General features: G+C 69.2%; 31 protein-coding genes. 15 read left to right on the top strand and 16 right to left on the bottom strand.

Annotated elements, in window-relative coordinates:
* Positions 1 to 22: 22 nt before the first annotated feature.
* Positions 23 to 487 carry a DUF6173 family protein gene (locus KF910_RS10635; RefSeq protein ID WP_292262169.1) on the top strand — a complete coding sequence of 155 codons (465 nt, stop codon included), beginning with the start codon at positions 23 to 25 and terminating at the stop codon, positions 485 to 487.
* 93 nt (positions 488 to 580) lie between these two features.
* Here KF910_RS10635 and pip read toward each other — a convergent pair whose 3' ends face one another.
* Positions 581 to 1555 carry a prolyl aminopeptidase gene (gene pip, locus KF910_RS10630; RefSeq protein WP_292262158.1) on the bottom strand — a complete coding sequence of 325 codons (975 nt, stop codon included), beginning with the start codon at positions 1553 to 1555 and terminating at the stop codon, positions 581 to 583.
* A gap of 28 nt (positions 1556 to 1583) precedes the next feature.
* On the bottom strand, positions 1584 to 1955 hold the full coding sequence (locus tag KF910_RS10625) for a DUF423 domain-containing protein (RefSeq protein ID WP_292262150.1): 372 nt from the start codon (positions 1953 to 1955) through the stop codon (positions 1584 to 1586).
* A 48-nt stretch (positions 1956 to 2003) separates the two neighbouring features.
* On the opposite strand from KF910_RS10625, the gene KF910_RS10620 reads away from it, so the two are divergent.
* A complete protein-coding gene (locus tag KF910_RS10620; RefSeq protein WP_292262141.1) occupies positions 2004 to 3167 on the top strand; it encodes an MFS transporter in 1164 nt (387 codons plus the stop codon).
* Here the strand turns inward: KF910_RS10620 and KF910_RS10615 are convergent.
* Both KF910_RS10615 and purE read right to left on the bottom strand, forming a co-directional pair.
* Entirely contained in the window at positions 3164 to 4246 is a 1083-nt protein-coding gene (locus KF910_RS10615; protein ID WP_292262137.1) for a 5-(carboxyamino)imidazole ribonucleotide synthase, read from the bottom strand. The genes KF910_RS10620 and KF910_RS10615 overlap by 4 nt on opposite strands.
* On the bottom strand, positions 4246 to 4737 hold the full coding sequence (gene purE / locus KF910_RS10610) for a 5-(carboxyamino)imidazole ribonucleotide mutase (protein WP_292262128.1): 492 nt from the start codon (positions 4735 to 4737) through the stop codon (positions 4246 to 4248). Before purE ends, KF910_RS10615 begins: the two co-directional genes overlap by 1 nt.
* Before the next feature lie 121 nt (positions 4738 to 4858).
* Between purE and KF910_RS10605 the strand changes: the two genes are divergently transcribed.
* Positions 4859 to 5428, top strand: coding sequence for a GGDEF domain-containing protein (locus KF910_RS10605; RefSeq protein WP_292262123.1), 570 nt, complete (start codon positions 4859 to 4861; stop codon positions 5426 to 5428).
* A 73-nt stretch (positions 5429 to 5501) separates the two neighbouring features.
* Here the strand turns inward: KF910_RS10605 and KF910_RS10600 are convergent, their stop codons facing one another.
* From KF910_RS10600 to KF910_RS10590, 3 genes are read right to left on the bottom strand one after another with little or no spacing between them, the layout of a single operon-like run.
* Complete coding sequence (locus KF910_RS10600) at positions 5502 to 5726, bottom strand: YdcH family protein (protein ID WP_292262117.1); 225 nt, start codon at positions 5724 to 5726, stop codon at positions 5502 to 5504.
* Positions 5727 to 5752: 26 nt separating this feature from the next.
* Positions 5753 to 6220, bottom strand: a complete 468-nt coding sequence (locus tag KF910_RS10595) for a TIGR02444 family protein (protein ID WP_292262112.1) — start codon at positions 6218 to 6220, stop codon at positions 5753 to 5755.
* 13 nt (positions 6221 to 6233) lie between these two features.
* Complete coding sequence (locus KF910_RS10590; protein WP_292262748.1) at positions 6234 to 6797, bottom strand: UbiX family flavin prenyltransferase; 564 nt, start codon at positions 6795 to 6797, stop codon at positions 6234 to 6236.
* Positions 6798 to 6960: 163 nt separating this feature from the next.
* Here KF910_RS10590 and KF910_RS10585 point away from each other — a divergent pair, with 163 nt between their 5' ends.
* Positions 6961 to 7134 (top strand): YdcH family protein, encoded by a 174-nt coding sequence (locus tag KF910_RS10585; protein WP_292262106.1) that lies wholly within the window; start codon positions 6961 to 6963, stop codon positions 7132 to 7134.
* Between the two features lie 89 nt (positions 7135 to 7223).
* Here the strand turns inward: KF910_RS10585 and KF910_RS10580 are convergent, their stop codons facing one another.
* Positions 7224 to 7895 carry a DUF1013 domain-containing protein gene (locus tag KF910_RS10580; RefSeq protein WP_292262099.1) on the bottom strand — a complete coding sequence of 224 codons (672 nt, stop codon included), beginning with the start codon at positions 7893 to 7895 and terminating at the stop codon, positions 7224 to 7226.
* Positions 7896 to 8110: 215 nt separating this feature from the next.
* Between KF910_RS10580 and KF910_RS10575 the strand changes: the two genes are divergently transcribed.
* The gene (locus tag KF910_RS10575) at positions 8111 to 8725 is read left to right on the top strand and encodes a beta/gamma crystallin-related protein (RefSeq protein WP_292262094.1); all 615 of its coding nucleotides are present in this window, start codon (positions 8111 to 8113) and stop codon (positions 8723 to 8725) included.
* Positions 8726 to 8777: 52 nt separating this feature from the next.
* Here KF910_RS10575 and KF910_RS10570 read toward each other — a convergent pair whose 3' ends face one another.
* On the bottom strand, positions 8778 to 9749 hold the full coding sequence (locus KF910_RS10570; RefSeq protein ID WP_292262087.1) for an NAD(P)H-quinone oxidoreductase: 972 nt from the start codon (positions 9747 to 9749) through the stop codon (positions 8778 to 8780).
* Between the two features lie 81 nt (positions 9750 to 9830).
* Between KF910_RS10570 and KF910_RS10565 the strand changes: the two genes are divergently transcribed.
* Complete coding sequence (locus KF910_RS10565; RefSeq protein WP_292262078.1) at positions 9831 to 10037, top strand: DUF1192 domain-containing protein; 207 nt, start codon at positions 9831 to 9833, stop codon at positions 10035 to 10037.
* A 101-nt stretch (positions 10038 to 10138) separates the two neighbouring features.
* Positions 10139 to 10672, top strand: coding sequence for a DUF1465 family protein (locus KF910_RS10560; protein ID WP_416354701.1), 534 nt, complete (start codon positions 10139 to 10141; stop codon positions 10670 to 10672).
* A 5-nt stretch (positions 10673 to 10677) separates the two neighbouring features.
* Here KF910_RS10560 and KF910_RS10555 read toward each other — a convergent pair whose 3' ends face one another.
* Both KF910_RS10555 and rpmE read right to left on the bottom strand, forming a co-directional pair.
* Positions 10678 to 12186: a L,D-transpeptidase family protein gene (locus KF910_RS10555; RefSeq protein WP_292262069.1), complete on the bottom strand. Its 1509-nt coding sequence runs from the start codon at positions 12184 to 12186 to the stop codon at positions 10678 to 10680.
* A 253-nt stretch (positions 12187 to 12439) separates the two neighbouring features.
* Entirely contained in the window at positions 12440 to 12664 is a 225-nt protein-coding gene (gene rpmE, locus KF910_RS10550; RefSeq protein ID WP_292262058.1) for a 50S ribosomal protein L31, read from the bottom strand.
* Positions 12665 to 12793: 129 nt separating this feature from the next.
* Here rpmE and KF910_RS10545 point away from each other — a divergent pair, with 129 nt between their 5' ends.
* On the top strand, positions 12794 to 14641 hold the full coding sequence (locus KF910_RS10545; RefSeq protein WP_292262052.1) for an ABC transporter transmembrane domain-containing protein: 1848 nt from the start codon (positions 12794 to 12796) through the stop codon (positions 14639 to 14641).
* A gap of 206 nt (positions 14642 to 14847) precedes the next feature.
* Positions 14848 to 15605, top strand: a protein-coding gene (locus KF910_RS10540; protein ID WP_292258833.1) for an IS5 family transposase whose coding sequence is annotated in 2 segments (ribosomal slippage) — positions 14848 to 15190 and positions 15190 to 15605 — 759 coding nt in all. Because the reading frame shifts where the segments join, the coding sequence is not laid out codon by codon here.
* Positions 15606 to 15715: 110 nt separating this feature from the next.
* Here the strand turns inward: KF910_RS10540 and KF910_RS10535 are convergent.
* Both KF910_RS10535 and efp read right to left on the bottom strand, forming a co-directional pair.
* Entirely contained in the window at positions 15716 to 16522 is an 807-nt protein-coding gene (locus KF910_RS10535) for an inositol monophosphatase family protein (RefSeq protein ID WP_292262041.1), read from the bottom strand.
* A gap of 145 nt (positions 16523 to 16667) precedes the next feature.
* Positions 16668 to 17237: an elongation factor P gene (efp, locus tag KF910_RS10530; protein WP_292262032.1), complete on the bottom strand. Its 570-nt coding sequence runs from the start codon at positions 17235 to 17237 to the stop codon at positions 16668 to 16670.
* A 287-nt stretch (positions 17238 to 17524) separates the two neighbouring features.
* On the opposite strand from efp, the gene lpxC reads away from it, so the two are divergent.
* Together lpxC and KF910_RS10520 are read left to right on the top strand one after the other, a co-directional pair.
* Complete coding sequence (gene lpxC, locus KF910_RS10525) at positions 17525 to 18424, top strand: UDP-3-O-acyl-N-acetylglucosamine deacetylase (RefSeq protein ID WP_292262028.1); 900 nt, start codon at positions 17525 to 17527, stop codon at positions 18422 to 18424.
* Positions 18425 to 18462: 38 nt separating this feature from the next.
* Positions 18463 to 19290, top strand: coding sequence for a nucleotidyltransferase domain-containing protein (locus KF910_RS10520; protein WP_292262023.1), 828 nt, complete (start codon positions 18463 to 18465; stop codon positions 19288 to 19290).
* On the opposite strand, the gene pgeF is transcribed toward KF910_RS10520, so the two are convergent.
* From pgeF to lgt, 3 genes are read right to left on the bottom strand one after another with little or no spacing between them, the layout of a single operon-like run.
* Positions 19277 to 20047, bottom strand: coding sequence for a peptidoglycan editing factor PgeF (pgeF, locus tag KF910_RS10515; RefSeq protein WP_292262012.1), 771 nt, complete (start codon positions 20045 to 20047; stop codon positions 19277 to 19279). The genes KF910_RS10520 and pgeF overlap by 14 nt on opposite strands.
* Before the next feature lie 3 nt (positions 20048 to 20050).
* Complete coding sequence (locus KF910_RS10510; protein ID WP_292262001.1) at positions 20051 to 21124, bottom strand: class I SAM-dependent methyltransferase; 1074 nt, start codon at positions 21122 to 21124, stop codon at positions 20051 to 20053.
* A 6-nt stretch (positions 21125 to 21130) separates the two neighbouring features.
* Entirely contained in the window at positions 21131 to 22000 is an 870-nt protein-coding gene (gene lgt, locus KF910_RS10505; protein ID WP_292261980.1) for a prolipoprotein diacylglyceryl transferase, read from the bottom strand.
* A gap of 186 nt (positions 22001 to 22186) precedes the next feature.
* On the opposite strand from lgt, the gene KF910_RS10500 reads away from it, so the two are divergent.
* The 4 genes from KF910_RS10500 to KF910_RS10485 all read left to right on the top strand — a co-directional run.
* The gene (locus KF910_RS10500; protein WP_292261960.1) at positions 22187 to 22465 is read left to right on the top strand and encodes an accessory factor UbiK family protein; all 279 of its coding nucleotides are present in this window, start codon (positions 22187 to 22189) and stop codon (positions 22463 to 22465) included.
* An 82-nt stretch (positions 22466 to 22547) separates the two neighbouring features.
* Positions 22548 to 23051, top strand: a complete 504-nt coding sequence (locus KF910_RS10495; protein WP_292261951.1) for a YbjN domain-containing protein — start codon at positions 22548 to 22550, stop codon at positions 23049 to 23051.
* 148 nt (positions 23052 to 23199) lie between these two features.
* A complete protein-coding gene (locus KF910_RS10490) occupies positions 23200 to 23406 on the top strand; it encodes a hypothetical protein (RefSeq protein ID WP_292261942.1) in 207 nt (68 codons plus the stop codon).
* Positions 23407 to 23441: 35 nt separating this feature from the next.
* Positions 23442 to 25370 (top strand): pyrroline-5-carboxylate reductase dimerization domain-containing protein (locus tag KF910_RS10485; protein WP_292261934.1); only part of this gene is annotated, 1929 nt, incomplete at its 3' end.

Below are 25370 nucleotides of genomic sequence, written 5' to 3'. Positions count from 1 at the left end.
CTTCAGGCGTTAGGATCGATCCATGACCGTCATCAGCAAGACCCCGCCGCCCGTGAAGGCCGACCCGACCATGTTCTCGGGTCCGCCCTGTCCCCAGCCCGTGGTGCCCGACAGCGCGCCCGAGGACGCCGAGGCCATGGCCCAGGGCCTTCGCATGCGCGACAATCCGGCCGAGTGGGCCTTCGTGCGCCTGTCCAGGATGATCGAGGCGTTCGAGACGGGTATCGACAAGGACGAGGAGGTCGCCGCCTCCATCGTCGGCCTGCCCGGCGACGGCACCCTGCGGATCGAGGACGTCGGCTTCTGGGGCCCGGACCTGATCATGTTCTTCGGCAAGAACGGCGACGGCAAGCCGGTGCGTCTGATCCAGCACTACGGACAGATCAATGTGGTCCTCAGCGTGGCGCGCAAGCCCGAGGATCGCCCGGCCCGCCGCATCGGCTTCCAGCTCAGCGAACTGGTCGAAAAGACCAATCCGAAGGCTTAGGTTCTGAATCCCTCGGGCTTGTCCCGAGGGTGACGGGGTTCTGAAAATCTTGAAGAAACGAAGCCCAGTTATGGGTTCAGAACCCAGGCCGCCTTACAGTCTGGCCGCCCAGTCGGTGGCCCGGATCAGGCTGTCGATGATGCCCGGCTCGCTGGAGGCGTGGCCGGCGTCGCCGACGATGTCCAGCTTGGCCTCGGGCCAGGCGCGATGCAGCCGCCAGGCGCCGTCGATCGGCGTCACCACGTCGAACCGGCCCTGGGCGATCCAGGTGGGGATGTGGCGGATGCGGTCGATGTTCTTCAGGATCCAGCCGTCCTCGGGGAAGAAGCCGCGGTTCATGAAATACCAGCATTCGATCCGTGCAAAGGCCAGGGCGAACTCCGGCTCGGCGAACTTGTCGGGCCGGGCGTCGGGGCCCTGGACGCTGACCGTCTCGCCCTCCCAGCTGGACCAGGCGACGGCGCAGTCCAGCTGCGCCTGACGGTCGGCGCCGGTCAGGCGTTTGTAATAGGCGCCCATCAGGTCGCCGCGCTCGGCCTCGGGGATGGGGGCGACGAACCGTTCCCAGGCGTCCGGGAAGATCATCGACGCCCCCTCCTGGTAGAACCAATGCAGCTCCTTCTGGGTCAGCAGGAAGATGCCGCGCAGCACCAGGGCCATGACCCGCTCGGGGTGGGTGATGGCGTAGGCCATGGACAGGGTCGAACCCCAGCTGCCGCCGAACACCACCCATTTGTCGACGCCGCAGCGTTCACGCAGCCGCTCGATATCCTCGATCAGGGTCCAGGTGGTGTTGTCCTCCAGCAGGGCGTTGGGCCGCGACTGGCCGCAACCGCGCTGGTCGAACAGGATGATGCGGTAAAGCGCCGGATCGAAATAGCGCCGCATGCCCGGATTGCAGGCGCCGCCGGGGCCGCCATGCAGGACCAGGACCGGGCGGCCGTTCGGATTGCCGCACTCCTCGAAATAGATCTCGTGCACGCTCTCCGTGGCCATCCGACCCGCCGCAAAGGGTTCAATGTCGGGATAGAGGTCTCTGCGCGGGGAATCGGTCACGGGAAAAGCCATTCTGAGCACGGAACTCCTGTGTGGACGATCAGGCGTTGACGGAAGGTGACTTCAACAAGGCGACCGCCAGGATCAGCCATCCGGCCACCATCATGACGCCCCCCGCCGGGGCGACGGCGCCCAGGATCCGCAGGTCCGCCAGGGCGATGCCCGCCAGGGCGCCGCTGAACACCAGCCCGCCCGACGCGGCCAGCCATCCGGCCACGGTCGTCGCCCGCCCTCCGCCCAGCGGCCCGGCGCAGGCCAGGGCCAACAGGGCGTGGACGATCTGATAGTGGCTGCCGGTGGCCAGCAGGGCCTTGGCCTCCGGATCGACCCCATGGGCCGCGAAGGCGCCCAGCAGAACGGCGCAGCCGCCACTGAGGGCGGAGAAGACGGCGAGTCGCTGATCCCGGATCATGATCCAGTCCTAGCCGACGAGGCCGCGCGAGTCTGCTATGCGCGGGACATGAAGCCCGACATCCGCCTGGCGCTGCATTATGTCCTGCTGTTCGGGGCCACGGGGGTCAGCCTGCCGTTCGCGGGCCTGTGGCTGACCAGCCGGGGGCTGACCGGGGCCGAGATCGGCGTCCTTCTGGCCGCCCCCATGCTGGGCCGGCTGGTCACCGGGCCGATGATCGCGGTCTGGGCCGACGGATTCCGGCTGCGGCGCACGCCCATGGCCTGGCTAGGGTTGGCGGCGGCCCTGGGCTATGGCCTGGCGGGCCTGTGCGACCAATCCCTGATCCGCGCCGCCGCCTGGTTCGTCGCCGCCAGCGCCGCGGCGGCCCTGATTCCCCTGACCGATGTGCTGAACCTCAGGGTCGCGCGCCGCACCGGCCACGCCTTCGCCTTTCCGCGCGGCTGCGGCTCGGCGGCCTTCGTCTGCGCCAATGTGGCGGTGGGCGCCCTTCTGACCGCCGCCCCGGTCGATCTGGTGATCGCCTGGATCACGGCGGCGGGCGCCGCCATCGGCCTCTACGCCTGGCGCGTCCTGCCGGCCGAGCCGGTCAGCGCGACAGGGCCGGTCGACGGCATGGCCCGGTTCCGAGGGCTGGGCCGACTGGTCCGCGACCCGATCTTCGTCATCGCCCTTCTGGCCATCGGGGCGGTCCAGGCCGCACACGCCTTCTATTACGCCTTCTCCGCCATCCTCTGGAAAGCCCAGGGGATCGACGAGCGGACGACGGGCCTTTTGTGGGCCTTCTCGGTGATCATCGAGATCGGCTTCATGTGGTGGGTCGAGCCCTGGCGCCGCCGCCTCGGGATCGGGCCCTGGGCGGTGCTTATGGCCGGGGTGGTCGCGGCCGTGGTGCGCTGGGGCGTCATGGCCCTGGCGCCGCCGCTGTGGGCCCTGTGGCCGTTGCAGACCCTGCACGCCCTGACCTTCGCCGCCACCTATCTGGCCGGGGTCCAGATCATAGACCGCCTGACCCCTGACGACAGCCACACGGCCGCCCAGACCCTGAATTCCATGCTGGCGGCGGGGGTTCTGATCGGCCTGGCCACCCTGGCCTCGGGGCCGCTGTACGACCAGGGCGGGGCTCTCGGCTATCTGGCCATGGCGGCCATGGCCCTGGTCGGGGGCGGCCTGGCCTGGGCTGTCCGCCGCCGCCTTGCCGAACCCGTCTAGGGCAGAGGGCGGATCCGGTTCACATGGGCCATCTTGCGGCCGGGCCGGGCCTCGGCCTTGCCATACAGATGCAGGCGGGCGTCGGCCCGGGCGGCCAGTTTCGCCCACCGGTCGATCTCGTCGCCCAGCAGATTGGTCATCTCGACCTGGGCGTGGGCCTTCGTCGGGCCCAGGGGCCAGCCGGCGATGGCGCGGACATGCTGTTCGAATTGGTCGCAGGCGCAGCCGTCCTGGGTCCAGTGGCCCGTGTTGTGCACCCGCGGCGCGATCTCGTTGACCAGAAGGGCGCCGCCGTCCATCTCGAACAGTTCGACCCCCAGGACACCGACATAGTCGAGACCCTCCAGCACGGCCTTGGCGATGGCGCGGGCGCGGCGGTCGGTCTTCGCATCGACCGCGGCCGGCGCCAGGGTGGTCTTCAACACCCCGCCGGCATGGGTGTTCTGGCCCAGGGGATAGACGGCCATCGCGCCGTCCCAGCCGCGCGCGGCGATCACCGACAGTTCGCGCACGAAGGGGGCCCGGGCCTCCAGTATGGCCGGGCGTTCGCCGATGGCGTGCCAGGCGTCGGGGGCCATGGCCGCCGACCGGACCCAGATCTGTCCCTTGCCGTCATAGCCTTCACGCCGGGTCTTCAGCAGGGCGGGGGTTCCCAGGCGGTCGAGACCGGCGATCAGGTCGTCCAGGCTGTCGACCGGATGGAAGGCCACGGTCGGGGCGCCGACGGCGTTGAGGAAGGTCTTCTCCTCGACCCGGTCCTGGGCGACCTTCAGCGCGGTGGGGCCGGGCGCGACCAGGGCGCCGCCCTCGGCCAGGGTCTCCATCGAGGCGGCGGGGACGTTCTCGAACTCGAAGGTCACCACCTGGCAGACCTGACCCAGGACGGTCAGGGCGGTGACATCGTCATAGGCGGCGACGATCTGACCGCGCGAGACGCGGCCGGCGGGCGAATTCTCTTCCGGGTCCAGGATGACCACGTCGAACCCCAGGCGCGAGGCGGCCTGGGACAGCATCCGCCCCAGCTGGCCGCCGCCGACGACGCCGATCGTGGCTCCGGGGGGCAGGGGCAGGTCCGGCATCAGTCCTCGACGGTCTCGTGCACGGCCTCGGTCTGGGCCTCTCGGAAGGCCTCCAGCCGGTCCATCAGGGCGGGATCGCCCAGGGCCAAGATCTGGGCCGCCAATATGCCGGCGTTCCTGGCCCCCGCCTCGCCGATGGCCAGGGTCGCCACCGGGACGCCGCCGGGCATCTGGACGATGGACAGCAGGGAATCGAGCCCTTTTAGCGCCTTGGACTGCACCGGCACGCCCAGCACCGGCAGCTCGGTCATCGACGCGGCCATGCCGGGCAGGTGGGCGGCCCCGCCCGCGCCGGCGATGATGACCTTGTGCCCCGCCGCGCGGGCGCCGGAGGCGAAATCCCATAGGCGTTTCGGGGTGCGGTGCGCGCTGACCACCTGGGCCGACCAGGCAACGCCCAGCCGATCCAGCATGTCGGCGGCGTGCTTCATCGTCGGCCAGTCGGACCGGCTGCCCATGATGATGGCGACGGGAGGCGTCGTCTCGGCCATGTCGGGAATCCCCGGTGTCGGAAGACGGCCCGTTACAGCAGCCGCGTTGCGCCCGCAACCGAGCGGGCTAGGATCGGCGGCGCGCGATCGCTGGTGAGTCGCGCGGGCGGAGCCTGTTTTCGTGACCCATGCGGCCGCGACCGACCTGAACGCGGAGATCGCCCGGCTGCGCGCCGAGGTCGAGGCCCTGCGCCTGCGGGCCGAGGCGGCCGAGGCGGCGGCCGACCATGACGTCCTGACTCCCGCCCTGAACCGCCGCGGCTTCATCGCGGCGGTGAACCGGACCATGGCCTACTGCCAGCGATACGCGGCGCCGGCGGTGCTGCTGTATCTGGACCTGGACGGGTTCAAGGGGGTCAACGACCGGCTTGGCCACGCGGCGGGGGATGCGGCCCTGGTGCGGGTGGCCGAGCTGATGCTGGCCAACCTGCGCGAATCCGACGCCGTGGGACGGCTGGGCGGCGACGAATTCTGCCTGTTGATGCTGAACGCCGGCGTCGAGGAGGGGCGCGACAAGGCCCTGCGCCTGGCCCAGGCGCTGGAGACGGACGGCTTCCTCTGGCAGGGCGAGCGGGCGCAGCTGGGCGGCTCGTTCGGCGTCCGCGCCTACGCCAGCCAGCCGGACGCGGAAACTTGGCTGGCCGAGGCCGACGCGGCCATGTGGGTTCGCAAGAAAGGCAGTAGGGCTTAGGCAGTAGAAATTTGGGCAGGCGGCAGGATTGAGCATCCCTACTGCCTGCTGCCTAAGCCCTACTGCCTGATCCTCAGGCGATGATGTCCGGCAGAATCCGGGCCTCGATCTTCACGATCTCGTCGCGCAGGGTCAGTTTCTTGCGCTTCAGGCGGGCGATCAGCAGCTGGTCCGGGATGGGCATGTGGCCCAGGGCCTCGATGGAGGCGTCCAGGTCGGCGTGTTCCTGCTGCAGCGCCTTCAGGCGGCCGTGCAGGGCCTGTTCCGCTTCCGTCAGTTCGGGACCGTCGTCGTTCATGAGCGGCGCTTATAGCCGAGCCGGATTTACCCGGAAAGCCGCTGGTCCAACGCCGTCAGCAGGGCGCGCGGGGCGGTCCCGGACCAGTCGCGGGCGACGGCGGCCAGGGCGTCGATGCGTGCGGTCGGAGACGGGCGTTCGGCCGGGCGAGAGGCCCGTTCCAACGCCTCCAGCAGGTATTTCTCGGCGGCCAACTCCAGCGCCTTGACCTGATCGCGCACCGCCTGGCGGGCGGCGTCGTCCATGTCCAGGATGCGCGGCTTCAGGCGGCGGCGAATGGCGCGCAGGGGGCCGACGGCGGCGTCTTCCCAGGCCCGGGCGATGTCGCAGGCGTCGGCGCGGGCGTCGGCGTCCAGGGCCCGACCGGTCTCGGCGGCCCAGGCGGCCCACAGCAGCAGGCAGACGTTCTGGCCCCCCGCGTCCTGCAACTCCAGGCAGGCTTCGGAGACGCCGGGCCTGGCGTAGGCCCGAACCGCCCAGTCCCACAGAGTCATGGGGCCCACAGCCTCATTCGGCGCCCTTCAGCCCTGTCCAGCGGGTCACCGGCGCCCAGTCCAGGCCGAACAGATCCAGCACCCGACCGACCGACTGGTCGATCATGGCCTCGATGGATTGGGGCCGGGCGTAGAGGGCGGGCAGGGGCGGGGCGATGACGGCGCCCATCTCGGCCAGGGCGGTCATGGTGCGAAGGTGGCCCAGGTGGAACGGCGTCTCGCGCACCATCATCACCAGGGGGCGACGCTCCTTCAGCGTCACATCGGCGGCGCGGGTCAGCAGGGACGAGGTCACGCCGGTGGCGATCTCGCCCATGGTCCGCACCGAACAGGGGGCGATCACCATGCCCATCGTCCGGAAAGAGCCCGAGGCGATCACGGCGCCCACATCGGCCAGGCGGTGCGTCACATCAGCGCGGCCGGCCAGGTCGTCGGGGCCCAGATCCGTCTCCTGGGACAGGGTCAGCAGGGCCGCGCGGCTGACCACCAGATGGCTTTCCACGCCCAGGTCGCGCAGGGCGTCCAGCATCCGCACGCCATAAGCCACGCCAGACGCGCCGGAAATCCCGACGACCATGCGGCGGGGCGGATCGGATACGGCTCCGTTCACGGGATCGACCAATTTCGCGTCCAGTCTCGATCAGGTCCGGAGCGGCGGTGGGCGTCACTGGAATGTGATTCCACAGCGGCGCGGTCCGGGCGCTCATTCTAGTGGTCCCTAAGCCAAGGAGGCGCAAGCCATGACCGTTGATGCTCGTATCCGCGAACTGGGCCATCGTCATCGCCAGCTGGATGAAGCCATCCGCCAGGAGATGATCCATCCCGCCGCGGACTCGCTGCAGCTTAGAAGTCTCAAGCAGCGCAAGCTGCGGCTGAAGGAAGAGATCAGCAGCCTGGAGGCGCGCGCCGGCTGAGCCGGGGTTCCCTTGGAAAATGCGAACGGCCCCGGAGGGAACTCCGGGGCCGTTTTCCTTTGCGCCCTCTCTCGGCGAGAGAGGGAGAATTATTCTCTGGAACCGAAGACGGATTCGGCGGTGTGTTCGCCCTGGCCGCGGTCGTCGGTGTCGGGCGCTTCCGGTTCGGCCCGGGGCGCCTCTTCGGCAGTGGCGGCGTCCAGGGTGGGGCCGCCGCGCTTGGCGTCCTCGCGGGCCTTCTTCTCGGCGGCCTTGCGGACCACCTCGTCCAGCTGGATCTGGCCCACCAGGCCCAGGGTCACTGGATCGACCGGCTTGATGTTGGGGCTGTTCCAGTGGGTGCGGTTGCGCACGCTCTCGATCGTGGCCTTGGTGGTGCCCAGCAGCTTGGCGATCTGGGCGTCGGCGACCTCGGGGTGGTGGCGGACGAACCAGGCGATGGCGTCCGGACGATCCTGGCGGCGCGAGACGGGGGTGTATTTCGGCCCGGTCTTGGTCGGCTTCAGCAGCTCGGCGTGGCGGCTGACCACCGCCTTCATGCGGTAGTTGGAATCGGCGTGGGCCTTGTCCAGTTCATCGCGGGTCAGCTGGCCGTTGACGATGGGGTCGGCGCCGCGAATGTCGCGCGCCACGTCGCCGTCGGCGATTCCGCGCACTTCCAGCGGGTGCAGGCCGCAGAAATCGGCGATCTGTTCGAACGTCAGCGAGGTGTTGTCGACCAGCCAGACCGCGGTGGCCTTGGGCATCAGGATGTCGGTCATGGGCTTAAAAGTCCCGGCGAAAGGCCCGGAATCCAGGCGTTTGAAACAGCGGCGCCCGACCTTTCGGCCGGGCGCGGAGGCGCGAGATATAGGCCCATTCTCCGCAAAAGAAAACGTCGCCCGACTATGTCATACAGCCAAGGTTCATGTGGCGTGATGAACTGTGTTCGTCATCGGCGCGTTGAGGCGCCAGTTTCGAGAGGATGGAGGAAACCATGATGATCCTGACCGCCGTCGCCATGGCGACCACTTTGATGGCCCCGGCCCAGCAGCGCGGGCCGCAGAACCACTACAACGACCGCGCCCCGCGTGGCAGCTATTCCCAGACCTGTTCCAACGTGTCGATGAACCAGGGCCGCCTCTATGCCGAATGCCGCGACATGCGCGGCCAGACGCGCGGCACCTCGATCGAGGCCAACCGCTGCGGCCAGGCCGACATCGCCAATGACAACGGACTGCTGATCTGCGGCAATATCCGCGGCTCCTATACGAACAATCGCCCCGGCCGGAACAATGGCGGCGGCTGGAACAATGGCGGCAACAACGGCGGCGGCTGGGGCGGCGGGCGCGACTCGATCACCGTCTATCGCGACGCCAACTTCCGCGGCGCCTCGACCCGGTTCGACGGCGAGATGGCGAACCTGGACCGCACCGGCTTCAACGACGCCATCAGCTCGATGCAGATGCGCGGCCGGTGGGAGGTCTGCACCGACGCCTATTTCCGCGGCAACTGCCAGGTGCTGGACGGCGACGTCCGCAACCTGGACCGCTGGGGCCTGAACGACCGCATCTCCTCGATGCGCCCGGTTCGGGGCGGCGGCCGCTGGTAAGCGCAAGGCTTAAGCGCAAAGGCTGGGGCCGGTTCCTGCGAAGGGGCCGGCCTCAGACGGTCAGGACGATCTTTCCGACATGACCGCCGGCCTCCAGCCGCCGGTGGGCCTGGGCGGCCTGGGCCAGGGGAAAGGTCGCCTCGACCGGGGGGCGAACGCGCCCGGCCGAGACCCAGGGCCAGACATGATCATGCACCGCGCGAGTCAGCCGCGCCTTTTCGTCCGCCGGGCGTGACCGCAGGGTGGTCCCCGTCAGGACGATCCGCTTCAGCATCAGCCGCATCAGATCGACCTGGGCCACGGCGCCGCCCAGGGTGGCGATCACCACCCAGCGCCCGCCGGGGTTCAGGGCGTTCAGGTTCAGTTCGGCATAGGACGCCCCGACCATGTCCAGCAGCACGTCGGCGCCGCCGAAATCGGCGATGGCGGCGGCCATGTCGTCCGTTTCCGCATCCAGGCTGAGATCGGCGCCCAGGGCGCGGGCGGCGGCGGCCTTTTCCGATCCGCGCGAGGTGGCGATGACCCGGGCCCCGGCGGCGCGAGCCATCTGGATGGCGGTGACGCCGATGCCGCTGGTCGCCCCATGGATCAGCAGGGTCTGGCCCGCCGCCAGCCCCCCGGCCTCGAACACATTGGCCCAGACGGTGAAGACGGTTTCCGGCAGGGCGGCGGCCTGGACCTCGTCCAGCCCCTCCGGAACCGGCAGGGCGTGGCGCGCGTCGACGACGGCGTATTCGGCATAGCCGCCCCCGCCCAGAAGGGCGCAGACCCGGTCCCCGACCGCCCATTGATCGACGCCCTGCCCCAGGGCGGCGACCTCTCCGGCGACTTCCAGGCCCAGGATGTCGGGCGCGCCGGGCGGCGGCGGATAGCGGCCCTGGCGCTGGAGCAGGTCGGGGCGATTGACCCCGGCGGCGGCGACGCGGATCAGGATTTCGCCCGGGCCGGGCAGGGGATCGGGCCGTTCGGCCAGGACCAGGGCCTCGGCCGGGCCGCGCCCCCCAGCGATCTCGATCACCTTCATCGGCTGCGCTTTCCCTTGCAATCGTCCGTTGGCGGGGGTTCAGATAGGGGTTCGCAGGGTGCAAGGCCAAGGGAGGCGGTGATGACCTTCGACGATCTGGAGCCCCGGCCGCAGCGCGGCGCGGCCTTGACGGCCCTGGGCCGAGAGGACCTGGACCTGTTTTCGGGCGAGGAACTGACCGAGCGGATCGCCCTGCTGGAGGCCGAGATCGCGCGGGTGCGGGCGGCGATGGACGGCAAAAAAAGCAAGAAGAGCGCCGCCGACGCCCTGTTCAACCTGGGCTCATGAGCGATTTCGATCCGGACACGGCTGGCACGGGGGTTGCAGGCCCCGGCCTGGCGGCCTCGATCCGGGCCGACAGTGACACGGACCTTTCGGACCCCATGCGTATGACCGAGTATTCCTCCGAGGCCGATGTCATCGACGCCGCCCTGTCCGTTTCGGGCGACCGGGACGTGGTGGTGCGCGATTTCGCGGCGTCGGAACTGTTCGACCGCACCTTCGCCGAGGGCATGGCCCTGGTCGAGGAGACGGCGGCCTATCTGGACGGCGAGGGGCGTCGCGACTCCAAGCTGCTGTCGCGGGCGGCGGCCCTGGCCTATGCGTCCGAGAGCATGAAGCTGACGACCCGGCTGATGCAGATCGCCTCCTGGCTGCTGGTCCAGCGGGCGGTGCGCGAGGGGGACATGAGCCCGGCGGCGGCGGCCGAGCCGCGCTATCGCCTGGCGCCGCGCAAGATCGAGACCGAGCCGACGCACGGCGACCTGCCCATCGCCCTGATCGAATTCCTGGTGCGGACCGACCGGCTGCACGACCGCATCCTGCATCTGGACCGGCGCATGTATCTGGACGCCGTCGAGGCGGGACCGGCCAATCCGGTGCAGAGCCAGATGGACCGGCTGGCGGCCGCCTTCGGGCGCTGAGGCGGCTACGGCCCGACGTCGTTGGCGTCGGTCCGGCCGTCATCGACGGGGCGCGGCAGGCTGACGGCGATGCCCAGGGCGCGGGCCAACTTCTCGTCACGCGAATAGACGTCCTCGCGGAAGGCGACGCGGCCCTGGCCGTCGACGAAGGCGGTCCAGTACAGCAGCCGCACCCCGATCTCGCGGCCGGTCTGGATGCGGGTGGTGGTCTTGGCGTCCAGGGCGGTGTCGAAATCGCCCAGCAGGGCCGGATCGGGCGACAGCAGCAGCCGGGCGAACTCGATGGCGTCCTGAACCCGCACGCAACCGTGGCTGCGGTGACGGTAGGCGTTGTTGAAGGCGGCCTTGGACGGGGTGTCGTGCAGGAAGATGGCGTAGCTGTCGCGCAGCTCGAACTTCACATAGCCCAGGGCCGCGGTCGGGCCGGCGCGCTGGATCACCTGGCCGTTGGAAACATACATGTTCTGGCTGGCCAGATAGCCGGGGCCGCGCGGCAGGATCTCGGCCCGGGCGATGCCGGCGGGGACATACCAGGGCGGGTTGGCCACGACCGAGGCGAACTGCTTTTCAAGGCTGGGCGTCTGGTTGGACGGGGTGCCGACCACCACGCGGTTGGAGCGGACCGGCCGGCCGTCCTTCCAGTAGACCATGATGGCCGCGGCGGTGTTGACCTCGATCCGCTCGCTGGGAACCTCGCGCTTCAGCCAGCGGCGGCGTTCCAGGTTCAGGGCGATCTGCCGGGCGCGGTCTTCCGTCGACGCCGACAGCGACCGCTGGGTGCCCGTGCCGATGCGGCCGTCGGCGGCCAGGCCGTGCCGGGTCTGGAAACTGCGGACCGCGGTCTGAAGCTCCGAGCCATAGACCAGGCCCTGGGCCTCCAGCCGCGCGCCGTCGGCGGCGGACAGGTCGCCCTCGGCCGTCAGCCGCTTGATCAGGGCCGGGATGCGGGTGTCGCTGGCGCCCGGCTCGATGGTCGGGCCGGGGCGGAAGGCGGGCCAGCCGCCGTCCCTGATCAGGCGGCGGTAGCGGACATAGCCGGCCGACAGATTGGCGTAGCCGATGTCCTGGGGGGCCAGATCCTCGTACCATTCCACCAGCCGGTCGCGGGCCAGGGCGTCGTTCAGACCGGCGGGAAGGTCGACGCGGTTCTTCTGCATCTCCCACAGATCCTCGACCGTCTCGGGCCGGACCCGGCCTTCGGACAGGACGCGGGCGTAGGTCAGTGCGGCGGCCGTGGTCCGCATCTCGCTGGTGGCCGGATCGGCGGCCAGGCCGACGAAGTCGAAGAAGTCCGCCGGCGCCAGACCGTGGCGTTCGGCGCGGGCCGCGGCCTGGTTCAGGGCGCGCAGCCGTTCGGGCGTCCACAGCGGACGCCAGCCGTTCATTTCGTACAGGGCGCGGACATCGCCCTGGATCGTCTGGGGCAGGCGTGCCAGCTGGTCGTTGAAGGTGTCGTAGAAGGCGACGGCGCCGGGGCTGCGCGCCTGTGCGGCGGCCTGTCCCGCGAGGGTCATCGTCGCGGCCGCGACGCCAAGGCCCAATTCCCGTCGATTCATCGTCAATCCGCTCTCGTCCGGACGGCGTTCGGACACCACGCCCGCACCCCCGGATCGAACGGCCGCGATGTTATCGGCGTTCCCGCAAAACAAAAAGCGCCGCGGATCGCCGCAGCGCTTTTCGGTTGCAGGTGCGGCGTTTCCGCCGCGATCGCATCCTTCGTGGCGTGAAATCTAAGCCCGGCCGTTGGCCGGACCGATTTCTCGCGCCTTACTTCTTGATGAAGCCGGCGAACTTGTTGTTGAAGCGCGAGACGCGGCCGCCGCGGTCCATCAGGTGCTGGTTGCCGCCGGTCCAGGCCGGGTGGGTCGTCGGATCGATGTCCAGGTTCAGCGTGTCGCCTTCCTTGCCGTAGGTCGAACGGGTCCGGTAGGTCGTGCCGTCGGTCATCACCACATTGATGAAGTGGTAGTCGGGGTGCGTTTCCGCTTTCATGGCTTCGTCCGTCTCTGCGCGATGACGATGCCGACCGTCGCTGCGCGAAAATGAGAAAACCCGCCAAGGCGTCCGGCGGGCGAGCAGCGGCGTTTACACCGAGGGGTGTTCCGGGGCAAGAGCCCCGCCATGACCGACGCGCGCGCATCATCCGGCCTGGACGAACAGAGGGGGCGGCCGGGCGCCGGCGCCCTGCTGGCCGAACATATGGACGAGGCGGGCGAACGGCGCGAACGCCGCCGCGACATCCGTCCGCTGGCCCGGCTGTGGCCCTTCGTCATGAGGCACAAGCTGGACGCCGCGATCGCGGGATTCTGGCTGCTGCTGTCCACCGGGGCCTCGCTGGCCCTGACGGTGGCGGCGCGCGGGGCCATCGACCAGGGGTTCCAGAACGGCGGCGACCATATCGACCGCTGGTTCCTGCTGCTGGGGGCCAATGCGGTCTTCCTGGGCGTCGCCACGGCCGTGCGCTATCTCTATGTCACCAAGACGGGCGAGCGGGTGATCGCGGACGTGCGGACCGCCCTGTTCGCCCGGATCATCACTCTGGACCCGTCCTTCTTCGCCCGGATGCGGACGGGCGAGGTGCTGTCGCGCCTGACCACCGACATCCAGCTGGTGGACACCTTGCTGACCACCTCGGTGTCCTTCGCCCTCAGGAACCTGCTGACCCTGGTGGGGGGGACGGCCCTGCTGTTCGTGGTCAGCGCCAAGCTGACGGGGATGGTGCTGCTGGCCGTGCCGCTGATGCTGGGGCCGCTGTTCCTGTTCGGGCGAAAGGTGCGCCGCCTGACGGTGGTCAGCCAGGACCGGTTCGCCGGGGCGGTCGGCTTCGCCGGCGAGAGCGTGGACGCCATCGAGACGGTCCAGGCCTTCGGCCGCCAGGATGCCGCCCGGTCCCGTTTCGGCCAGGCGGTGGAGGAGGCCTTCGCCATCTCCCTGGCGCGGATGCGGGCGCGGGCCCTGATGACGGCCATGGTCATCACCGTCATCTTCGGCGGGGTGACCCTGGTGCTGTGGCTGGGCGCGCAGGACGTGGTGGCCGGGCGGATGACGCCGGGGGCCCTGCTGCAGTTCGTGTTGCTGTCGGTCTTCACCGCCGGCGCCGTGGGGGCCCTGGGCGAAAGCTGGGGCGATGTGCAGAAGGCCGCCGGGGCCATGGAGCGGATCGACGAACTGATGCGGGCCACGCCGTCCATCGCGCCGCCGCCCTCGCCGGTCGCCCTGCCCGAACCGCCGCGCGGAGAGGTGGCGATGACGGGGGTGGCCTTCGCCTATCCGGGCCGGCCCGACCTGCCGGCCCTGAAGGGGTTCGACCTGAAGGTGCGGCCGGGCGAGACGGTGGCCCTGGTCGGGCCGTCGGGGGCGGGCAAGTCGACCGTCTTCCGCCTGCTGCTGCGCTTCTATGATCCTCAGGAGGGCGTCGTAAGCGTCGATGGGGTGGACGTGCGCGACGCCGATCCGGTGGCGGTGCGCGGCCGCTTCGCCTGGGTGTCGCAGGAGGCCCCGCTGTTCTCCGGCTCGGCCCTGGAGAACATCCGTTTCGGGCGCGAGACCGCGACCCTGGAAGAGGCCCGCGCGGTGGCCGAGGAGGCCCAGGCCCTGGGCTTCATCGAGGCCCTGCCGGAGGGGTTCGACACCCCGCTGGGCGAACGCGGCAAGAGCCTGTCGGGCGGCCAGAGGCAGAGGCTGGCCATCGCCCGCGCCCTGACGCGCCAGGCGCCGATCCTGCTGCTGGACGAGGCCACCAGCGCCCTGGACGCCGAGAACGAACGCCTGGTCCAGGCCGCCCTGGACCAGGCCATGGCCCAGCGCACCACCCTGGTCATCGCCCACCGCCTGGCCACGGTGCTGAACGCCGACCGGATCGTGGTCATGGACGACGGCCGGGTGGTGGAGGAAGGCTCCCACGCCGAACTGATCGCCCGCGGCGGCCTCTACGCCAAGCTGGCGGAGCTTCAGTTCCGGGCGGAGTGAGGGAGCGATCCTTCTCTCCTTGCGGACGGACGCGTCCCTTCCACTGATCTCCTCCCCATCGTCCTTCTCCCCTTGCGGGAGAAGGTGGCAGGCGAAGCCTGACGGATGAGGGGTCGCACAGGCCCTAGGTGATATCGACATTCAGGATTCTCAGACGCTGAGATGTCTGATTCATAGGGCTCCGTTCGATGGACGGAGCCCTTTTGATGTCAGCCAAGCGCTACGAGTTGAGCCAGGTTCAGTGGGAGCGGATCGCGGACCTGCTGCCGGGCAAGGCGGGCGATCCTGGGCGGACTGCCGCCGACAACCGGCTGTTCGTCAACGGGGTGCTGTGGGTGCTGCGCTCGGGGGCGCACTGGTGCGATCTGCCCGAGCGCTATGGACGCTGGAAGACGCTGCACAAGCGCTTCAGCCGATGGTCGAAGGCCGGGGTGTGGGATCGGGTGTTCGCCGACCTGATCAAGGACCGTGACAATCAGTACCTGATGATCGACAGCACCTTGGTCCGAGCCCACCAGCAGGCGGCGACCGGAAAAGGGGGGCCTCGGATCAGGCTCTGGGGCGCTCCCGAGGCGGACTGACCACCAAGATCCACATGGCCGCCGACACCCTCGGCCGGCCGATCCGGTTCATCCTAACCGCCGGCCAAAGCGGCGACGCCCTGGCCGCGCCAGCCCTGCTGGAAGGCTTTCGCCCCCGCGCCGTGCTGGCCGACAAGGCCTACGATTCCAACGCCCTGCGCCAACTCATCGCCGACGCCGGCGCGCAAGCCGTCATCCCCTCCAACCGCACTCGCAAGGTGCTGATCGCCCACGACATTGAAGCCTATCGCGCTCGTAACCGCATCGAGCGTTGCTTCTCAAAGCTCAAGCACTTCCGACGCTTCGCCACCCGCTACGATCGCAGAGCCATTCACTTCCTAGGCTTCGTTCACCTCGCCGCCGCCATGATCTGGATGCGATGAATGTCGATTCCACCTAGCCATCATCCGGCGCTAACCCCACAGGCCGGAGAGCCCCCTCATCCGACCCGCTGCGCGGTCCCCCTCCCTCGAGCGGGGAGGATCCAGGGGGATCAGGCGGCGCGGAGAATCTTGCGCAGGGCGCCGTGGACATCCGGGTTGGCGGCCAGGATCTGCTGGCCCTTGGCCGGGTCGCCGTCCGGGTCGATGGTGGTGACCAGGCCGCCGGCCTCGTGCACGAACAGCAGGCCCGCCGCCACGTCCCAAGGCTGGAGGTTGCGTTCCCAATAGGCGTCGTAGCGGCCGCAGGCGACCCAGGCGAAGTCCAGGGCGGCCGAGCCCAGGCGGCGGATGCCGGCGACACGCTGGCCGACCGCATGAATGTCCTTGATGGCCTGGGCATGGCCGGTCTTGCCGATGAAGGGCAGGCCGGTGGCGATCAGGCAGTCGGACAGGTCCTTGCGGCCCGCGCACCGGATGCGCGTGTCGTTCAGGTAGCAGCCCTTGCCCTTTTCGGCCCAGAACATCTCGTTCATCACCGGATTATAGGTGACGGCGGCGACGATCTCGGCTGTGCCGTCGGGCGCGCGACGCTCAAGCCCCACGGTGATGGCGAAATGGGGCATGGCGTGGATGAAGTTGGTCGTGCCGTCGATGGGGTCGACGATCCAGGTGTGGGTCTTGTCCGTGCCCTCGACCAGACCGCGTTCCTCGCCCAGGAAGCCGTAGCCGGGGCGGGCCTTCAGCAGCAGTTCGAACAGGCTCTCTTCGGCCTTGATGTCGGCGGCGGTGACGAAGTCGCCGGGACCCTTCCTAGAGGTCTGGAGGTTCGACACCTCGCCGAAGTCGCGCAGCATCGGCCGGGCGGTCTTGCGGACCGCGTCCATCATCACTTGCAGCAGGGCGGAGGCGAGGGCCATGGGGGCTTTCAGTGGCGAGTGACGAGTGGCGAGTGGCGAGCCTGGATCGAGCGTGTCGCAGCGTATGTGAGCCAAGCGCGGTCAGCGCGGCCGCCCGACATGGTCGGGGGCGCTCGCCACTCGCCACTCGTCACTCGCCACTCCATCAGTCGGCGCGGCGGACGTATTCGCCGGTGGTGGTGTCGACCACGATGCGTTCGCCCGCCGACATATAGGGCGGGATCATGATGCGGACGCCATTGGAGGCGACGGCGGGCTTGTAGGAGGAGGAGGCGGTCTGGCCCTTCACGGTCGGCTCGGTCTCGGCGACTTCCAGGACCACCTGTTCGGGCAATTCCAGGCCGATCGGGCGGTCTTCGTGGGATTCGATGATGACCTTCATCCCTTCCTGCAGATAGGGGATGCGCTCTTCGCCGACCCATTGTTTCTGCAGTTCGATCTGCTCGTAGTTCTCGTCGTTCATGAAGACCAGGCTGTCGCCGTTGTCGAACAGGTAGGAATAGTCCTTCTGCTCGAGCGTGACGCGCTCGACCTTGTCTTCCGAACGGAAGCGTTCGTTCAGCTTGTTGCCGGTTTCCAGGTTCTTGGCCTCGACGTTGGCGAAGGCGCCGCCCTTGCCGGGCTTGACGTGGCTGGCCTTGGTCACGACCCAGAGGCCGCCGTTCACCTGAAGCACCATGCCGGGCTTGATGGTGTTGCCGTTGATTTTCGCCATGGGTTCGCCGGGGACAGGGGTGGAAGAAGCGCCGCGCGGGCGCGTGAAATCGGGCGCGATCCCTTAGAGGAAGGCGAGCCGCCGGGCAAGGTTTGGAGGGCTTAGGGGGTAGGGCTTGGAAATCAGGGGCGGGCCTGATCATCCGCCTAAGCCCCAAGCACCAGGGTCTCCCAAAACGAAACAATCGGAAACCCGAGTTTCATTTCCCGCTTCCGGCCGCGCCTTTAGGGAACGAGCGACCGCCTTTCCGCGCCCCGGCCCGGAGGGCGCCGACAGTGAGTTTCCGTTTGCCGTTTACGCCTGACCATCACGAAAAGACGCTCGTCGCGCCCGCGATCATCGCCGGCGTGGGCGTTCACACGGGTCAGCGCGTGCGCCTGGCCGTGCGTCCGGCCGCGCCCGGAACCGGCATCGTCTTCGTCCGCACCGACATCTCCGACCGCGACAACCGCATCCCCGTCTCGGGTGAGGCCGTGGTCGACGCCCGTCTGAACACCATGATCGAGAACGCGGCCGGCGTGCGCCTGTCGACGATCGAGCATCTGATGGCCGCCTTCTGCGCCCTGGGCGTCATCAATGCCGTGGTCGAGGTGGACGGGCCCGAACTGCCCATCCTGGACGGTTCGGCCCTGCCGTTCGTCCAGCTGCTGGACCGCGCCGGCTTCCGCCGCCAGTCCGCCCCGGTCCGCTACATCGAAATCCTCAAGCCGATCATGGTGGAGGAGGGCGACAAGTCCGCCGCGCTCCTGCCCTGCGACCGCTACGAAATGCGGTTCGAGATCGACTTTCCCACCGCCGTCATCGGCAATCAGGTGGTCGATTTCGTCGTCGATGAAGACACCTTCCGCGCCGACATCATGGCCGCCCGCACCTTCGGCTTCGCCCATGAGGTCGAGGCCCTGCGCCAGGCCGGCCTGGCCCGCGGCGGCAGCCTGGAAAACGCCGTGGTCATCGACGGCGACGAGATCCTGAACCCCGGCGGCCTGCGGATGGAGCGGGAGTTCGTGCGCCACAAGGCCCTGGACGCCATCGGCGACCTCTATGTCCTGGGCGCGCCCCTGATCGGCCGCTACGAAGGGGTCAAGGCGGGCCACGCCATCAACAACAAACTGGTCCGCGCCCTCCTGGCCCAGCCCGACGCCTGGCGCGAAACCGTCCGCATCCCCGAACTGGCCCAGGCGGGCTGAGGCTTTACCAAGGCGCGGCGCCCCGCCACTGTCCGGGCATGTCTTTCTCCAGCTTCTCCGCCGACATGTCGCCCGACGCGATTGTGCGGGTTCAGGCCATTCTTGACGGCGTCGCGCGCGATGAGGGCGTTCATATCCCCTTGGCTATAGAGAGCGGCAGCCGAGCCTGGGGCTTTCCGTCTCCCGACAGCGACTACGATGGCCGCTTCATCTATGTGCGTCCCGCGCATCAGGCTCTGACGATCTGGCCGCGCCGGGACGTGATCGAGACGCCTCTGGTGGGGGAGATGGACGTCAACGGCTGGGACTTGTCCAAGGCCCTGCGCCTGCTGCTCAAGGGCAATGCCGTGGTGGTGGAATGGCTCCAATCGCCTATCGCCTATCGCGACACGCCCTGGTTCCGTGACGCCCTGCTGGGCTTCGCCGATCACTGGCTGGATCGCGGCCGGGTCATCAACCACTATCTGCGTCTCGGTCAGCGTCAGAAGATGCTGCACGTCGATCGCGGCGCCGAAGTCTCGCTGAAGAAGACCTTCTATTGCCTGCGCCCGGCCGCCGCCCTGCTCTGGCTGGAACAGCATCCCGGCCGGGCGATTGCACCGATGCATTTCCCGACCCTGATGGCGGGTATCGACGCCTCGCATGATGTCCAGATCCGGATTGCCGACCTGATCGCGCAAAAGGCCGTGACGCGGGAAATGGGCGTGGCCCCCGCTCCGCCGGAATTGCTGGCCTTTATCGACGACGCCTTCGCCCGCGCTGAGGCCTGGATTTCCGAACCGACAGCGGCGTCGCCCGACGCCATGCGCGCCGGCGACGCCCTGTTCGTCGAGGTGACCCGGCGACTGGACGCTACCCCAAGCTGATCGCGCTCATCATCCGCCCGAAGTCTGGCTCTCCCCGCTGGAAGGCCCGGCGGTTGGAGTAGAAGCGCGTTTCGTCGGCCCAGGTGTCATGTTCGGTCCAGGCGGCCTGGCCCACGCCCGCCTGCTCCAGCCGCCACAGGACGAAGCCCGGCAGGTCGAACTGGCGCTTGTCGGCCGCGGCCCCCGGCGCGAAGAAGCGGCCGGCGCCCGGATCGTGGTGTTCGAACCGGTCCTGATAGTCGGCCCCCACCTCATAGCTGGCTTGGGCGATACAGGGCCCGACCACCGCCACCATCCGCGCGGGCGTCGCCCCCAGGGCCTGCATGGCCGTCACCGCGCTGTGCACCACCCCGTTCAGCGCCCCCTTCCACCCGGCGTGGACGGCGCCGACGACCCCGGCCTCGGCATCCGCCAGCAGCACCGGGGCGCAGTCGGCCGTCAGCACGGCGCAGATCACGCCCGGCGCGGCGGTGACGCTGGCGTCGCCTTCGGGCCGTTCGCCCTTCCATCCCGCCTCGGCCACGCGGGCCAGGGCGGAATGCACCTGATAGCAGGCGGCCAGATCGTCCGGCGCGCCGCCCATGGCTTCGGCCACGCGCCGCCGGTTCTCGGCCACGGCGGCCGGATCGTCGCTGGACCCCACCCCTGTGTTCAGCCCCTCATACAGGCCCGTCGACACCCCGCCCTGGCGCGTGAAGAAGCCATGGCGCACGCCCGCCCGGTCCAGCAGCGGATGGGTCAGGGGCTCCAGGCTCATCGATCAGTCCTCCCAGCCCGGAACCACCAGGCCGTGCGGGGCGAAAACGGCCGCGGCCTTGAACAGTTCGCCCATCTGGTCCGGCGCGGTCAGGCGGGCCAGCTGGCGGTCGATGACCGCCGCCGCCTCGGGCCGCCCGGCCTTCAGCGCGTCCGCCCGCGCCTGGACGCCCAGCCGCCCCAGGAACTCGCCCTGGCCCATGCAGCCGGTGACGTCGGCGCCCGCATGGACCGCCGCTTCCAGCACGGTCGGAAAGTCGGCCCATTGCGTCAGGTCCGCCTGGCCCGGCTCGGCCAGGGGATCGACCTTCCGGTGCCGTCTCAGGGCCTGAAGCGTATCGCCCGCCTCGGGCCGCGCCCGGCCATAGTCGATCAGCAGGGCCGCCCCCGTCGCCGCCCGCATCATCCGGCCCAGGGCATGGCCAAAGCCCGCCTGCTGGGCCGAAATCTCGATCACCTGGCCCGGCGCCATGTCGAAACCGGGCCGCACGAAACCGGCGCTGGGCGACGTCAGGCCGAAGGCCAGTTCGCCGTCCTCGCCAACGACCACCCGCCGCTCGGCCCAGCCGTCCTCGGTCCTGACGAACTGGCGCGCCGGCAGGCAGTCCAGAACCTCGTTGGCGATCAGGATGATCGGGGCGTCCGTCTCCACCCCGTCCAGGCCCGAGACCCAGCGCGGCGCCACGTCCCCGTCCGCCAGTCGCCGGGCCTGCATCCGCCGCAACGGCCCCGACGGCTCGATCAGCACCAGGTCGCAGGCCTCCAGGAACCCCGGCGCCAGACGCGCGGCCCTCAGGGCGTCGGCCATCAGCGTCCCGTCCCCCGGCCCCACCTCGACCAGGCGGAACCGGTCCGGCGCGCCCAGCCGCGACCACAGCTCGACCGCCCACAGGCCGATCAGTTCGCCGAACATCTGGCTGACCATGGGAGCGGTGACGAAATCGCCGCCTTCGCCGATGGCCGGCCGCGTGGCGTAATAGCCGCCTTCCGGATCATGCAGGCAGCGGGTGACATAGTCGGCCACCGTCATCGGCCCGCCGATGGCGATCTCGCGCGCCAGCCGCGCCTTCAGCGACATGGGCGATCAGCCCCGGACGGGCGGCCGGCTCCAGGCGCGCCAGATCAGCCAGGCCCCGGCGATGATCATCGGCGTCGACAGGATCATCCCCATGGTCAGGTGCAGCGGCAGGTTCTCCAGCCCCGCGTCGGGCTGGCGCACATTCTCCAGCGACGCCCGCGCCAGCCCATAGCCCAGCAGGAACAGGCCGGTGACATAGCCCGGCTTGGCCAGCAGCCGCCCCTTCCAGATCGCCAGCGACAGGATGGCGAACAGCACCAGCCCCTCCAGCCCGGCCTCATACAGCTGGCTGGGATGACGCGGCGCGTCCCCGGCCGGACAGTATCCGTAGGTCTCCAGGATGCGGGCGTTGCAGAAGCGGATGGCCCAGGGAACATCGGTGACCCGGCCCCACAGCTCGCCGTTGATGAAGTTGGCCAGCCGCCCGAAGAACAGGCCCAGGGGCGCGACCGGCGCGATCAGGTCGCCCAGCGACAGCAGATTGGCCCCCTGTTTGCGCGCGAACCAGACGATGGCCAGGGCCACCCCCAGGAAGCCGCCGTGGAAGCTCATTCCCCCGGTCCACATCTGGAACAGCTCCAGCCGCTCGCCCCAGCTGTGGCCGGTGAACAGATGGGCGAACATCTCCGGCTTGTAGAACAGGGCGTAGCCCAGCCGCCCGCCCAGGATGACGCCCAGCACCAGATACAGCGCCAGGTCATCCAGCTGCGGCCCGGTGATCGGCGCCCGGCCCGGCGCCCAGACCCGCTCGGTCTTCACCAGCCGCGCCGCATACCACCAGCCCAGGACGATGCCCGCCACATAGGCCAGGGCATACCAGCGGATGGGCACGGGCCCCAGCCAGATCAGGACCGGATCGAATTCGGGAAAGGGCACGGGCGCTCCTGGGTCTGGCGGCGTTTCGGGCGCATTTCTAGCAAGGCTTGGCGCCGCCGTCGCCTGTCATCGGGCCACAGGAATCCGCGCCGGTCGCCGCCGAACCCCATGGCGGGTTAAGGCGGCGTTCACCATATTCGTCAGACCCTCGTTAAGTCTCCCGGGTCGCCCGGGCCGGAGCCTCAGATGCAGACCCGCAACCCCATCCTCGACGAATTCTCCAAGATGGCCACCGGCGCCATGGGCCTGGCCCAGTCGGCCGGGGAGGAGGCCAAGGCCGCCTTCCGCGCCCAGACCGACCGCATGGTCGCCGAGCTGGACCTGGTCCGCCGCGACGAGTTCGACGCCCTGAAGGCCGAGATCGCCGCCCTGCGCGCCGAGATCGCGGCCCTGAAACCGGCCCCGGCCAAACCTAAAAAGGGAACGTCCACAGGCGCGACTCCCCCTGCGGACGCAGCCGGTTGAGGCGAATCTTCGAACACGCCTACCGTCACGATGTCGGTCGTGAGTCGCGGCCGGCGCGAATTTTCCCAAGGATCGTCGCCTGATGGACGCAGCCCGCCCCGAAGAGATCGACGTTCCCATGGATCCGCTGGACGTGGTCGAACACGTCCTGAACGCCGAAAATCTTCCCTTCGACCGCACCGACGACGGCGATCTGGCCTTCGCCCTGGCCGGGGACTGGAAGGACTACGAACTCTGGTTCGCCTGGCGGCCCGAGGGCGACTGCCTGCAACTGTGCTGCGCCCTGGACCTGCGGATCACCAAGTCGCGCCGCGCCGCCGCCTATGAACTGACCGGCCTGATCAACCAGCGCACCTGGCTGGGCCATTTCGAGGTCTGGCCCGACGAGGGCGAGATCGTCTTCCGTCACAGCCTGGCCCTGCCCCTGGGCGAACGCCCCACCCTGGGCCAGGCCGCCAGCATGATCGACGCCGCCATAGAGGCCGCCGATCGCTACTATCCCGCCTTCCGCTTCATGGCCAAGGGCATGAAGAAAGCCGACGACGCCCTGGCCGCCTGCCTGTTCGAGACGGTCGGCAGCGCCTGAGGCCGCGATTATGAGCGGTTGGGCCATCGCACCGCTCTGCATTGTCGTGTTCATCCACTGGGCAGCCACGTTCTGGGCGTCTCGGCTGCTGCCTCAGGAGCGACGTCGCCTACACGATCCCCGGCGTGTGCCGAATCTATTCGACCCCATGGCGTCCCATAAATGGTTCTCCATCGCGCTTTTCGAGAACACCAGAGGTTTTCGGCTGCCCGCCCGATTGGCGTTCCTGGTCATGCGCGTTTCGCTTGTGATGATTCCCTTTGTCGTCATGGCCAGTATCGTCACCGCCGCTAACCCGCCTGCTGACGCCCGGCCTTCGGCTCAGGCGGAAGCGCCGCCCGAGATCGCGCGATAGCGACACAGGCAGTGTCGCGCTCTAAACAGGAAGACATGGACACTTCGGCGGCTCCCATCATCCTCGTCGGCTGCGGCCGGCTCGGCTCGGCCCTGGTCGAGGGTTGGCGGGCGACGGGGGCCGTCGATCCGCGCGACCTGATCATCCTGACCCCCTCCGAAAAGCCCGCCGCCCGGGCCGCGCGCGCCGCCGGCGCCCGCATCAATCCGCCCGCCGACGCCCTCTCCGGCGCCCGCGCCGTGGTCCTGGCGGTCAAGCCGGCGAAATGGCGCGATGTCGCCGCCGACCTGGCCCCCAGGATCGACGATACGCCCCTGATCTCGGTCATGGCCGGGGTGCGGGCCGCCGACCTTTCCGCCGTCTTCTCCGGCCCCGTGGCCCGCGTCATGCCCACCACCGGCGTCGCCGTCGGCAAGGGGGTCGCGGGCCTGTGGAGCGCCGACGCCGACGCCTCCGACGCCGCCCGCGCCCTATTCGCCCCGGTGGCCACGGTGGTCGACATCCCGGACGAGACCCTGATGGACGCCGTCACCGCCGTGGCCGGATCGGGCCCCGCCTATGTCTTCGCCTTCACCCGCGCCCTGGCCCAGGCGGGACAGGCGCAGGGCCTGCCGCCCGCCGTCGCCGCCGCCCTGGCCCGCGCCACCGTCCGCTCGGCCGCCGCCGGCCTGGACGGACCCGAGGCGGTCGAGGCCCTGATCGCCCGCGTCGCCTCGCCCGGCGGCACGACCGAGGCCGGCCTGAACGCCCTCTCCCCCGGCCTCGACACCGCCGTCACCGCCGCCGCCGCCGCCGGAATCATGGCGCTCTTCGGCCTCGCACTCGCCTTGGCCCTCTCGGAACGCCACATGCGCGAGCTCGAACAAGCAAACACCCTCGCCGAGGCTCGCCTCGATCTGGCGATGGAAGCCGTCGCCGACTACCACACCGGCGTCAGCGCGGAGCTACTGCTCGCTCAGCAAGAAATGGCAAGCCTCCGGCGCCGCTTGCTCGAAAAGCCCGCGCAGTTCTACCAGAAGCTGGCGGATGACCCGGCCCTCCAGACCAACCGGTCGCCTCGTTCAAGACTCCTGCTCGCGCGCGGTCTTGGCGGCCTGGCCAAAATTAGGTGGGCGCTGGGCGACTTTGAGGGAGCCGAGGCAAAGCTCCGCGAAGCAACCAAACTTTTCGAGGAATTCTCCTCCGCAACGACAACCCAATCGGGCGAGACCGGCGCGCAGTTAAACCTCGTGAAGCTCTCCGCATCCGCGGACCTCGCCGAGTTGTTGAGACTGCAAGGCAAAGCCCGAGAATCGCTGGAAGCGGCCGAGCACGCGCTCCGTCAACTCGAACTCGACGGCCTTCCGATCGAAAGGCGCGACGATACCATCCGCCTCCGGGCTAGTCTGCTCAACCAAATCGGCATGGCTCAAGACACGCTCGGGCGACTCGATGATTCGGAACGATCTCTCGCCAACGCCCTTGAATTCCATCTGAATGCAGGGCCCGAAAGCCCCGATCAACTCAGCCGACACGCCCAACGGGCAGGCGCGATTGCCGGAAACCTCGCCTCACGGCTCGCGCGGCGTGGCGCTCTCGACGAAGTCCGCGCCTGCATGCAACGACCGATCCAGCTCCTAGAGGCTGCAATGCAAGACGACCCGTCGCACGTGTCCGTTCGAAGCGCGCTTGCGGATACGCTGGCAAACTACGCCTATGCGCTCAGAATGTGCGGGCAGACAGAGGAATCGCTCACTCTGTTACGCCGAGCGATCGAATTGCACCGGATCATCGCGGCCGAACAACCCAACGTGCGCGAGTTTCAGTCCGACCTCGCCGCGGCCTATCTCAACCTGGGCTTCTTTGTGGGTTCGAGCGCCTCCGTTGAAGAGGCCGAGCGGGTCCAGCTCCAAGCCATCGATGCGTACCGAACGCTTCTTGCCCGATTCAACACAACCCCCGACGACCGCCTCTGCCTGGCCAGT

The organism is Brevundimonas sp., assembly GCF_019636155.1.
Lineage (GTDB): Bacteria > Pseudomonadota > Alphaproteobacteria > Caulobacterales > Caulobacteraceae > Brevundimonas.
This window is presented reverse-complemented; position numbering and strand designations above follow the sequence as displayed.

Coding starts and splice junctions, on each gene's coding strand:
- KF910_RS10570 (WP_292262087.1), bottom strand. CDS start 9,749: ATGAAGGTGATCGAGATCGCTGGGGGGCGCGGCCCGGCCGAGGCCCTG.
- KF910_RS10625 (WP_292262150.1), bottom strand. CDS start 1,955: ATGATCCGGGATCAGCGACTCGCCGTCTTCTCCGCCCTCAGTGGCGGC.
- pgeF (WP_292262012.1), bottom strand. CDS start 20,047: ATGAGCCTGGAGCCCCTGACCCATCCGCTGCTGGACCGGGCGGGCGTG.
- rpmE (WP_292262058.1), bottom strand. CDS start 12,664: ATGAAAGCGGAAACGCACCCCGACTACCACTTCATCAATGTGGTGATG.
- purE (WP_292262128.1), bottom strand. CDS start 4,737: ATGGCCGAGACGACGCCTCCCGTCGCCATCATCATGGGCAGCCGGTCC.
- KF910_RS10555 (WP_292262069.1), bottom strand. CDS start 12,186: ATGACCCTCGCGGGACAGGCCGCCGCACAGGCGCGCAGCCCCGGCGCC.
- efp (WP_292262032.1), bottom strand. CDS start 17,237: ATGGCGAAAATCAACGGCAACACCATCAAGCCCGGCATGGTGCTTCAG.
- KF910_RS10620 (WP_292262141.1), top strand. CDS start 2,004: ATGAAGCCCGACATCCGCCTGGCGCTGCATTATGTCCTGCTGTTCGGG.
- KF910_RS10500 (WP_292261960.1), top strand. CDS start 22,187: ATGCAGACCCGCAACCCCATCCTCGACGAATTCTCCAAGATGGCCACC.
- KF910_RS10520 (WP_292262023.1), top strand. CDS start 18,463: ATGTCTTTCTCCAGCTTCTCCGCCGACATGTCGCCCGACGCGATTGTG.
- KF910_RS10495 (WP_292261951.1), top strand. CDS start 22,548: ATGGACGCAGCCCGCCCCGAAGAGATCGACGTTCCCATGGATCCGCTG.
- KF910_RS10535 (WP_292262041.1), bottom strand. CDS start 16,522: ATGGCCCTCGCCTCCGCCCTGCTGCAAGTGATGATGGACGCGGTCCGC.
- KF910_RS10565 (WP_292262078.1), top strand. CDS start 9,831: ATGACCTTCGACGATCTGGAGCCCCGGCCGCAGCGCGGCGCGGCCTTG.
- KF910_RS10600 (WP_292262117.1), bottom strand. CDS start 5,726: ATGAACGACGACGGTCCCGAACTGACGGAAGCGGAACAGGCCCTGCAC.
- KF910_RS10580 (WP_292262099.1), bottom strand. CDS start 7,895: ATGACCGACATCCTGATGCCCAAGGCCACCGCGGTCTGGCTGGTCGAC.
- KF910_RS10510 (WP_292262001.1), bottom strand. CDS start 21,124: ATGTCGCTGAAGGCGCGGCTGGCGCGCGAGATCGCCATCGGCGGGCCG.
- KF910_RS10490 (WP_292261942.1), top strand. CDS start 23,200: ATGGCGTCCCATAAATGGTTCTCCATCGCGCTTTTCGAGAACACCAGA.
- KF910_RS10575 (WP_292262094.1), top strand. CDS start 8,111: ATGATGATCCTGACCGCCGTCGCCATGGCGACCACTTTGATGGCCCCG.
- KF910_RS10585 (WP_292262106.1), top strand. CDS start 6,961: ATGACCGTTGATGCTCGTATCCGCGAACTGGGCCATCGTCATCGCCAG.
- KF910_RS10545 (WP_292262052.1), top strand. CDS start 12,794: ATGACCGACGCGCGCGCATCATCCGGCCTGGACGAACAGAGGGGGCGG.
- KF910_RS10595 (WP_292262112.1), bottom strand. CDS start 6,220: ATGACTCTGTGGGACTGGGCGGTTCGGGCCTACGCCAGGCCCGGCGTC.
- KF910_RS10635 (WP_292262169.1), top strand. CDS start 23: ATGACCGTCATCAGCAAGACCCCGCCGCCCGTGAAGGCCGACCCGACC.
- KF910_RS10590 (WP_292262748.1), bottom strand. CDS start 6,797: ATGGTCGTCGGGATTTCCGGCGCGTCTGGCGTGGCTTATGGCGTGCGG.
- KF910_RS10615 (WP_292262137.1), bottom strand. CDS start 4,246: ATGCCGGACCTGCCCCTGCCCCCCGGAGCCACGATCGGCGTCGTCGGC.
- pip (WP_292262158.1), bottom strand. CDS start 1,555: ATGGCTTTTCCCGTGACCGATTCCCCGCGCAGAGACCTCTATCCCGAC.
- KF910_RS10560 (WP_416354701.1), top strand. CDS start 10,139: ATGACCGAGTATTCCTCCGAGGCCGATGTCATCGACGCCGCCCTGTCC.